This is a genomic window from Wolbachia endosymbiont of Nasonia vitripennis (genome assembly GCF_048054115.1).
Taxonomy (GTDB): domain Bacteria; phylum Pseudomonadota; class Alphaproteobacteria; order Rickettsiales; family Anaplasmataceae; genus Wolbachia.
The window spans coordinates 41,819-52,728 of record NZ_JAFEVF010000006.1; the positions used below are offsets into that span (position 1 = coordinate 41,819).

6 protein-coding genes are annotated in these 10,910 nt (G+C 34.1%); all 6 read left to right on the forward strand.

Translation table 11 applies throughout. The features are described 5' to 3' along the window. Positions 1–6: 6 nt before the first annotated feature. The 6 genes from JR053_RS01830 to JR053_RS01855 all read left to right on the forward strand — a co-directional run bounded on the left by JR053_RS01830 (position 7) and on the right by JR053_RS01855 (position 10,871). Positions 7–2,538: a TrbL/VirB6 family protein gene (locus JR053_RS01830; RefSeq protein ID WP_416603348.1), complete on the forward strand. Its 2,532-nt coding sequence runs from the start codon at positions 7–9 to the stop codon at positions 2,536–2,538. Further along, complete coding sequence (locus JR053_RS01835) at positions 2,535–5,441, forward strand: TrbL/VirB6 family protein (RefSeq protein WP_010402443.1); 2,907 nt, start codon at positions 2,535–2,537, stop codon at positions 5,439–5,441. The genes JR053_RS01830 and JR053_RS01835 overlap by 4 nt, the downstream gene beginning before the upstream one ends. A gap of 81 nt (positions 5,442–5,522) precedes the next feature. Then, complete coding sequence (locus tag JR053_RS01840; RefSeq protein ID WP_029237611.1) at positions 5,523–9,266, forward strand: TrbL/VirB6 family protein; 3,744 nt, start codon at positions 5,523–5,525, stop codon at positions 9,264–9,266. After that, a complete protein-coding gene (locus tag JR053_RS01845; protein ID WP_010402440.1) occupies positions 9,256–9,888 on the forward strand; it encodes a WD_0853 family protein in 633 nt (210 codons plus the stop codon). The genes JR053_RS01840 and JR053_RS01845 overlap by 11 nt, the downstream gene beginning before the upstream one ends. A 104-nt stretch (positions 9,889–9,992) precedes the next feature. Further along, positions 9,993–10,541, forward strand: coding sequence for a 16S rRNA (guanine(966)-N(2))-methyltransferase RsmD (gene rsmD, locus JR053_RS01850; RefSeq protein ID WP_010402438.1), 549 nt, complete (start codon positions 9,993–9,995; stop codon positions 10,539–10,541). An 87-nt stretch (positions 10,542–10,628) separates the two neighbouring features. Further along, positions 10,629–10,871, forward strand: coding sequence for a hypothetical protein (locus JR053_RS01855; protein WP_416603352.1), 243 nt, complete (start codon positions 10,629–10,631; stop codon positions 10,869–10,871). The last annotated feature ends 39 nt before the right edge of the window (positions 10,872–10,910 follow it).

Genomic DNA, 10,910 nt, shown 5'->3' on the forward strand with positions numbered 1-10,910 from the left:
TAACAGATGTTTGAACATTTGAGCAACCAAAACTTGGTTAAGCTATGCATAAGTTTTGTGATACTCTTTTTATTATCTGGGTGCGGGTGTATTAAGCCAGAAGATTCATCAGGCTTGCGTGAGAAATTGGATATAGTGTCAACAGAGCAGAAATGGGTTGATTCTGGAGTTTATATTTCGGATAAAATAAAAGTAACAGAGATTAATATAGTACCTAATAAGGTTAATTTTTGTTCGCAATATAAAGATTTTGCAATTGAACCTGGAGTAGGAAACGTTACATTACCGTTTGCGCTTAAAGCTGGCGATGCGATAAGCTTTAGTGTTGTTGGAAGTAAAATGTGTAAAAACGATAATGGCACGGTCACCTATAAAAAAATTGACGAGAGTTGCGGTGAAGGAGAGACGGAGTATTTTGCACATGTTTTAAATCAAGAGAATTGTCAAGGTGAAATATGCCCTAATAAATATATCATAGGTAACGCAAAATGGTTGAATGGAAAAGAATACTGGAATCCAAGTTTTGTAAAATCTGATCAAGATGAAAAGGAGATTGAAAATATCATTAATTCTATAAAACAAGGAGAAAATATAGACTGCAGGAGGCTTTCAAGCAGTCAGAAAGTTGAGATAGATACGTACCTTTTAAATCTTGCGTGTGAGAATACATGTTATTATGCCAGTCAAGATTGTGTGCAAATTGAATCTAATACTATAGATGGCAATAAACGTAATGTAGCTAAAAATCTTGCCAACGAACTAGCTGTTGGAAAAGTAAGTAAGGAAGAAGCTATCAAGAAGGCTGTAGATGGTATAATGGGAGTGTTAGATGATAGCAACATAGCTAAAGGACACAGCGATAGTTCAGATGGTGAAAAGGATAAAGTAAATACAGAAAAAAATACCAAGGGAGCTGTGGATGATATAAGAAAAAAGAAAATGAAGAGGATAAAGACTTACATTCCATCATTAAAGGTGTCGATAGGAGGAAAGGAAAGTTTTAAATATGTAAGGAGTGATGGTATACGAACTAACTTTGATTATAAGATCAAAAAAGAAAACTATGATAAGGGTACAGAGTTAGTATTTACACTTAAAAATGCTAAAGAAAAGAATGCTGGTAAAGGGGGATATAATATAAGGGTCACAAAGAGCCATAGTCTAGCAAAAAACTTATATATACATGTTTCTGATAAGTTTCCTGAGCACAATCCTGGTGAAATTCTGGGGGATATACCTGTGAATATCAGTGAAGTTCATAATACTGAGTATATGGAAAGATTAAAAGAAAAGCTAAAAGACAAGAGTGGCACTATATATTACGGAATAAGAGATCATGGCTGTGATTATAAGAAAAATGAAGGTCAGTTTAGCATTAACCTTACAACTAAAGAGCCACCTGTAAGAACTTTTAGTGCGATATATAATTTTTTTGATGAAAAAGTAAAAATTGCATTTTTTGGTTCCAGTTATAAAAATTCAGAATGGAATCACTCTGAATCTAGTCCCGTGAAGTCTCTTTATCAAAGTTTTGTAGCGTCAAATAGAACAAAGACTATCAGATCCACAATAGTGTCGTTATTAGTGTTATATATAACTTTATATACCCTTTATTACTTTTTTGGTTTGTCTCATGCTTCTACATATGAATTTTTAATTATATGTGTAAAGATAGGAGTTATTACCCAATTGCTGAACGATAACAGTTGGAGTTTTTTTTATAACAATGCATTTTCTATTTTTGTTAATGCTCCAAAACAGTTAATAGAAATAGCAAATTTCAGAGGTACAACATCAAATGTTTTTGAATTTCTTGATTTACCGCTCAATAGGTTTTTATCAGCACACTCAGTGTTACTAATAGTATCTCTTATATTCTCTGGTCCTTTGGGTATTGTATCGTTTTGCTTGGTGATTTGGGGTTTGATAACAGTGAGCTTATCGATGTTTAACGCCTTATTTTCTTTTATCACATCTATAGCAATAGTTGCATTATTGCTTTCCTTGGCGCCTCTTTTTATTATTTGCCTTCTATTTGGATATACTAGACAGATGTTTCACAATTGGGTCAAAAATTTAGCAAGATTTGCAATTCATCCGGTAGTGCTTTTAATTTTTATATCATTAATAAGCCAGGTTATGGATTATATTGTGTATTCGGTCTTTAATTTTGAGGTCTGCCCTACATGTATACTTAATCTTAACTTAAAGATTTTTAATCCTTGTATTATTTATGGTTATGCTTCCAAACATGCACCTAATATCACCGCTATGATGGCTTTTGTGATTTTGGGACATGCTATGAAAGCTTTAGTTGAGGCATCTTCAACAATATCTGATTCGTTGTTTGGTGTTTATGTGGCAAGCGAACCAGGAAGGCAATATCAGCAAAGCTTAATGGGAACAGTAGGTTTAGATGAACAAAGTATCCAAAGAAGAGCAGGTCAGCAATCTGGTACACCAAGTCGAAGACCTCAAATACCACAATCAGCTCAAAGATCAGCACCTAAAATACCGACAAACACAGGAAATCAATGATGAGCAGAAAATCATTATTATTGATACTATGTCTTGTAATTACTGGCTGCACAATGGATTGTGTTGAACCTGGGCTGCAGAGCAGAAATACTAGTGTCAGTATAGATGTTCCAGTTCGTGAAGCTGGCGAAGGAGTTAAAATTCATTGGGTTGATTCTGGTCAAGTAATTAGCAAGGATGAGAAAATCAAATTTACTCTTGGTGGGTCAGTAAATTTTTGTCCTCTTAAAGAAGGGAAAAATCCAAAGAGAGTACTTGTGCCCGCTGTATTTTGTGCTAATGATTTAATACCAAATTACAGTAATAAGTTAATTGATAATGCTAGTCTTGATGAACGAGAAATATGTGGGGATATAGGCTTTGGAAATAATGAATTCTATAGCAATAGACGTTATGTAGATACTGGAATTAAAGCAAATCCTGGTGATAAGTTAAGCTTTAGCTTAGTTCCCAGAGAGATAACGATTAATTATGACAATCCGGAAGGGAAAGGTATCAGCTTTGATGACAATTGCTATAGAGCTGAAGAAAATGATAAAAAAGACAAAGCTACAATAAAAGACATGCTCAATGGAGGAACGTTCTTTTGTGGAGAAAGTGGTAAGAGGACTAAAGTAGAATTTGCTAAGATTAATAAAGAGAACATAGAAGAAAGAAGAGTGCTAGTTGGTAATGGCTACACTCCATATGATAATAAGGTACATTTTAATAAGGATTATATTCAAAATTCATGGATAAATGGTGCATTGTTAGATTTACGACGAACTAAAATAGGACTGGATAAATTATGTAATGGGAAAAAATGTGATTTTAATGAGATAAGCAAGTACAGCTCTTATGAGCTTAATTGTTACTATCAAAATATATGTTACAACGCAAAAGGTATAGGGGAGAATTGCGTCTCTTCTATAAGGTATGAGAAGTATGATAAAAGAAATACATGTGACATGTATTCTCACCTTAAACGTATTGAGGATGAACTAAAAGAGATTGAAGAAAATAAGAGGGATTCTAAGCAGATTGACATTAATTTAATATCAAATTCTAAATTAAACTTCAAAGAGGACAGAGAAGATATTTCTTGGGCTGAGGCTCTTGTTGCAAAAGTTGGCGATCTTAATAATCAGAATACTGCTAAAGGTATTCAATGTTTTCCAGAGAACAAGGGTGCAAAAGGGGATAATGTGTGTTCGCAAATTGGTGGTAATTTTGAACATTTTTCTTTGAAATTAAATCATGATTATAAAATAGATGAAAAAGATATAATACCTGGTAGTAGTGTGATGCTTGCTATAGCAAGTAATGGCAACTACCAACTTCATAGAGGTGGATATCATGTTGCAGTGACTAGATCATGTAACTTCGATAGTGGTGAAAAACTGTATATGTACTTGGGTGATAGCCCGCCAGGAGATCCATCTGTTCGAAAGACTAATAATTTCAAAAAAGTAAGGAAATTAGATAAAATAACAGAGGATAATGTAGACTATTACATAATAGATGGAAGTCATTTGGTAAATGAAGAGTCTAAGAAAATATATTTTGGTATTAATGTAGAAAACGTAGAGAAAGATGATATTACGGATAAAGATAGCAAATATTATGAAGATAACAAATACACAGTAAATTTATTTTTAAAAAGAAAAATAAACGATTTTATTTCATCAACTGTAAACAAGATTTTTGATTTCATAACAGACGGGAGTGAAGACGGAATTAAAATTCCATATGAAGGATATAGAAAGGGGCTTCTACAAGGAATAAGAGCTTTGCTTATTCTATACGTTATATTTACTGTTGTTGGCTATATGCTTGGAACAATACAATTAAGTAAATTCGATTTTATTATAAGAATATTCAAAATAGCATTTATAGCTTTTGCTTTTAGTGATAGAAGTTGGGAATTCTTTGGTACAACTTTGTCTGGGCTTTTTGTTGAGGGTAGCATTTATTTAGTTGATAGTTTTTCTGGCTATATAGGAGAAGGAGGTAAAAAATTTGCATTCTTAGATTTAACAGCGGGAGTATTATTTACAGGAGAAACATGGCTGAAATTTTTATCTTTAATGCTATCAGGACCTTTTGGCTTTATTGCATTTTTGGCAATACTTTATGCTACTTTTGTGTTTTTAAGATGCATTATTAGTGCTACGTTTAAGTATGTAATATCTACTGTTTTAGTGGCATTTTTATTGTCATTGGCACCTTTATTTATCGTATTTATTCTATTTCAACAAACTAAAACATTATTTGATAATTGGATAAAAACGCTGGCTCATGTTTCATTGCAACCAGTCATTTTATTTTCATCCTTGTCTCTTTTAAACCAGTTAATGTATTCAGTTCTATACAACCTCACAAATTTTTCTGCATGCTATCAATGCTTAATTAGTGTAAATTTTTTATCGTATGATCTGTGTCTTATGAAATCAATATTACCTCTTGGGTATAGTCCTGGTACTAGTGTTGATGTTGCGCTCAGTACTGGAGAAAGGGCTGGTGGGCACTTTGCAGCATTACCTATAGATCTAATCCAGGCATTTATATATCTCATCATTGCTAGTGCAATGGAAGCTTTTGTTTCTATATCAGAAACTATGGCGCAGGCGTTGTTCAGCTCTGGTTATGGAGTTGCTCAAAGTGTTAGTCATATTTCTAGGAGCGCATCACAAGCTATGCTGTCAACTGTTGGCCTTGATGATAGAACCCAAAATATGATACATAACATCAAGCAGGGAATGAGTAAAGATCGTAGCAAAATTGAAGCTAAATTGCCTGATACACCAAAGCAAGCAGATGGGAAAGGGAGTGCTGGCAGAGAAATGAGCAAATCTGAAACACTAAGCCAGCCAGATAAGCAAAAGGATTCTGATAAAACAAAAGGACAAGTCAAGGAAGATTGATGAGATATATGGAGTAACTAATTAAAAAGATATTTGAAGTAAGGTTTTAGAAATTTATTCTGTATTGGAAAAAGTTTAGGTATGCAATCACGCTTAGGCAAATGTTGGTTTAGGTTATTAATTTTGGTAATCTGTGTTCTGGTTACAGGTTGTAGTAAGAATGATATGCCTTTTCCAAGATGTATATCTGCTGATTATTTTGGTCCTGAACCCATTGCAATTGGTGCTCATTTTCCAATCGGTCATGATGCGTTTTTTCCAGAAGGTGAAAGTGGAGAACCTATTGATCCTGAAACCGGAGAAATCAATTATGGTTTTCACCCTAATCAAGTAGTGAAGTGGAAGGATACCGGCCTTGAAACCAATGGAGATAGTTTAGTAGTACGAGTAAATGGTGCATGGACATCTTGGAGCAATAGTAATAAGAAGAAATCTCAAAGTAGTTATAGTTTGGAAAGTTTGGAGCAGTTAAAATATGCAACCAAATTTGAAAGAGGGGAAGGTGACAACAGTCTGCCTGACTTTCACTTGGTTTGTAATGATTATAAACCTAGCATACAAAAATTTTCAAGTAAGCCTAATGCAAGTTGCACTGTAAATTGCAAGTGCATTAATGAAGATGATAGCGCAAATACAGTATCACGTGGTGCTCCATGTTGGTTTACTAACGGCCATGGTGCTTATCTTTTATTTAAAAGGCCTAGCGATTCTAGTCCTAACGAAAATTTAAAATCCATGCGTAACCCTGAGTCTCCTACTGTACATCTAGGTTACAATTCCGTAGCGGAAGATGGAAGTGGGCTTTTTACTTTAGACAGAGATAACACCACATTACAGGACAGAAATTGTAATAAGGTGAGGTTAGAAAAAGGATGGAAAATATATGTAAACATATTAGATAGATATTATCTAGATAATGCAGGTGGCTACTCTTTTGAGTTCTTAAGTGGAGTGCAGCAGCCAAGTAGTTTTGGGTTTTTTGATTACATTTATAACTATCTAAAATGTGTATTATTGATTAACGAAAATTGTAAAAAGCATTTTGATAGCAATGATCCTGCAGCTGCACAAGCGATATTTCAAAATATAGCTGAAAAAAGTACGAGCTTTCACAATTTTGTTCTTTCCTTGCTTGTTCTATTTATAGTGATTTCATCGCTTCTTTATCTTTTTGGAATGATAAGAGAAACTAAGCATGATATGCTCATCAGAATGATGAAAATCACTCTAGTAATAGTGCTTATATCTCCTGGAAGTTTTAGATTTTTCTATGATCATTTTCTTGTTTTATTTGTTAAAGGTCTTGAACAATTGATAAGCATAATTACTAATTTTGCTCCCAACATGAACACCGGAGGTAATTCAAACGTTGCTCAAGGAAATGAAGCTAAATTGTTTAGCTTCATGGAGGATATGTTTAATAAGTTTTTTGCTTACTCTGTTTGGAAAAAGTTTGCAGCATTTTTACATTATCAAATGTGGGCAAGTCTCCTTATGATACCGGCAATTTTTATAGGGATTGTCTTATATTTCCTGCTGTGTATGTATGCTTACATAATATTCCTTTCTGGTTTTATGGGTATAGCTTTTCTTGTAGCTATAATGCCGCTATTCCTAATCTCTATTTTATTTTCACCACTGAAAAGTCTATTTGAGGGTTGGATAAAATTCTGTATTAGTTTCTGTTTGCAATCAATTATGATATTTACCCTGCTGTCATTACTTGCTGCGATGATAATGAATACCTTTTATAAACAGTTAGGCTTTACTGTGTGCTATAATAAATGGCTTGAAATAAAGTTATGTGCTCCAAAATGGGTATTTGGTGGTTTTTGTATAATTGATAAAGAATACTTTAGCTGGACTCCAGGGCAAATTTTTGTACCTTATGCTATTGGAGAGGCTTCTCCATTGAACGTAGATAAGAATATAGAAGGTATAGAAAAACTAAGCAGAATAGGTGGTACAGTAAAGTTTACTGGTGGCGCTGGATATATCCCTCTTCCACCAGATTACATTAATAAAGGTTTTCGTTATATAGATTATCCTTTCTTTAATCCAATTCCTGGAACTAAAGATAATCCAGCAGACCACTATATTGCGGAAAGTGATATGATAGTTAGTAATGGCTGTAGTGCAAAAGATCTAGTACGCTTAACAAATAGTTTATCTCATGCATCAGAGAGGGCTGACATTATATTACTGATCAACAATATAGAGAAAAGGATAGGTGATGTTAGTGAAATAATAAAACGCTACTGTCAAGATATAAATAAATGCAATAGTTATAGGGAAATAATTAATGAAATAAGATCTTTAGTGCGGAGTGCGATAAAAAAACAAGGTTGTAGAATACTGAAACTTCATGATTTATATAAGGATCCCAACAGTGAATACTGTCAGAAATGTAAAGATTGTGAGGATTGCAAAAATTATAAAGAAAATAGTGATTACCAAAGGGTGCAAGACATACAGAGAGGTTATTTAATCAACGCAGGAGAGATCTTTGTATTGTTCTTGCTTTCGTTTTTGATGTTTTCTTTGAAGGAGTTTGTACAACAGATGGGCTCAAGCATTGCCGGTGGTGGGTTTGGTGTTTACAATATATCTAGTATGTATCAAGCATCACCTGTGACTGGTTTAATGCAGGGATTAAAACAACAGATGCAAGATAAAATTGGTGGAGGGCTAGAGTCTTTAGGTAATTGGGCTACTCATGTACCGGACAGATTAGCTGGAGGTACAGCTAATTTGCTAGGTAGAATACCAGGAGTTGGGGGTGTGCTGAAATATGCTATTAATGTGCCACGTAAGCTTGTAGGTGCTACTATTGAAGCAACAAAATTTGCAACATCACCTAAAAATGATGTTGATAAGCTTGAGGAAAAAATCTACAGGGCGTTTGGAATTGATAAAGAAGATATTGCACATAGAAGAATTGATAAATATTTAGAATATTATAAAGGATATGTAGGATCACATTTGAGCTATACAATAGAAGATGCTATGAAGTTTACTTGGGAACATGGTCTCGACTCTATAGGAATTAACCCTGCTACAGGAGAAAAGGATGGTTACCAGCATAATCTACTCTATAGAGCAAAAACATATAGACGGGAATTTCTTGAGAAGCTTCATGATTACACTATCGGCCGTAAGAGAGAACCAGAAAAAGACAATCCTGATCAATCAAATAAGGTAGAACGAGAGTTAGGCACGGAACTAGTAAGAGATAACCATGATCAGCCACTAGAAGAAGGCGACCCTCTTCGACTACGAGGGGGAGGTCAGCCAGATAAGGTAGTACAAGAACTAAGCACAGAACAAGAAGACAAGCCTAATCAACTACAGCATGATCAGCCAACAGAAGAAGATAAGCCTGATCAATCAAATGAAGTGACACGAAATTTAGGCACGGAACCAAAAGGTTCAGATGAAATTGATGATTTTGGATCTGCTTTTGAAGGTATGGAAAAACGTGCTGAAAGAGAAGGCAGAAGAAATCAAGATAAAGTTTACAACCTCTCACCACTTTTTGAAATGAACACTCCAGAAGCTGTAGAAAAACGTGCTGAAAGAGCTAGAAGAAAAGAAGAAAGAGATCGAAAAGACGAAGTTTATAATCTTAAGCCTTTATTTAAAGAACCAAAAAATCCAGAAGAGTACGTTAAGGCACTTTTTGAAATGAATACCCAGGAAGCTATAAAAAAACGTGCTGAAAGAGAGGAAAAAAGAAATCGAGAAGACAGTAAAAGGAAATTACCGGAACCAATGAGGAAACCAGATGCAAAAGGAGATGAGAAGAGGATTGAAGATGAAGACTAATAAAAATTTCAAAGGCCTTGATTATTATAAATTGCAGCAAGACAAAGATGGCAACATAAAGTTAAATGACTACGACGACATTTTAAATGCGCGTAGGGCAAGGGTAGACTTGTTGCGGGATAACACATCACTTGACAAGGATGTCAATTTTGCTAAATTGAATAAAGCTTTGAGTGAGAAATTTGTAGATAATCATGGTTTATTGTCTGAATTTGATAAGGAAGACAAAGAGATTGCACAAGAAAGGCTTAAGATGTCTAATATTTTAGACAATCTTGATAATCTTGCAAACATTGAAAGTGAAGATCTATTAGAGGTTAGTTTGTTACTATCAGATCTTAGTTTTATAGAGAGAAATATTGTGTTGAATGCCGATCAGAGTTCTGATCTAATAGGGTTCAAAAGTCTATTTATAGAAAAAAAAGCATCTGGTGAGGAATATAGTGATGAAGAGTGTCACAATTTCCTCGATAGTATAGAGAAAATCAATACTTTAATTAAGTTAGAGTTAGAAAGTAGAATTGAAGGGATGGGTCATGATGAAAAAAACAACCATGATGATTTACAAGACGAGATTGGTCGTGCAATCAGTATAGAAAATAAATCAAAGAAAAGCGATTGATCTTGCGTTCCTCCACAAGCAACCTTCTTTCTATTAGACTGCTGAAGCTATGTTGACATTAAATGTGTATTATAAATAATTAGTTAACTTCGAACTTGTTTTATATGTTACGTGTTATTGCGGGTAAATATCGTGGAAGAAAAATAACTACAGGCAAGAATTTAGCTGCACGGCCCACTATGAGTAGTGTCCGAGAAGCAATATTTAGTATACTTTCTTCAAGAAAACCTATTTATAACCTAAATGTACTTGATTTATTCTGCGGAAGTGGCTCTTTTTCATTTGAAGCACTTTCTCGAGGTGCTAAACATGCATTCATGGTAGATTCAGATTATTACAATTTGCAACTGCCTAAAAAAACAGCAGAAGATTTTGGAATTACGAGCGATATCACGTTAATTTGTTGCAATGCTAACGGATTACCAAGACCTATTTCAAAGTGCGATATAGTTTTTATGGATCCACCTTATAATATCAATCTGTTTAACTCAACTTTAGACGAGTTAGCTCACTCAGGCTGGTTAAATGATAATGCGTTAATAATTCTAGAAATGAGGAAAAATGAAGGTTTTGAGTGCAATAAAAACTTCAATATAATTGTGGAGCGTACCTACGGTATTGCAAAAATAATTTTTCTTTCTTCACTCACTTGAATTTCTTTTGTAAACATCTATAGCTAAGCTAAGTAAGATTTTTCCGAGGACTGAAAGAAAAAATCAATTCGTTTTGGTGGGAATAGGGTGTGTAACAGCAAATCAATACGAGTTGATATACTAGAAGAAGCAGTATGGAAAGAAATGAAGATGGTACTCAAAGAACCAGAGGTAATGACAAAGGTTAGACTTTTAAAATATGAAAATAAGCAGGCAAAGGATGAGATTGAAAAACGCGCAGATAAAATAGAACAAGGTATAGAAAGATTAGCTTATGTATATGCAAGGGGTCATATAACGAAGGAAAAGTATGACTTAGAAGTTGTGTAATAGTTTAGACTTGATCTGACAGGCATGAATTAACTGACA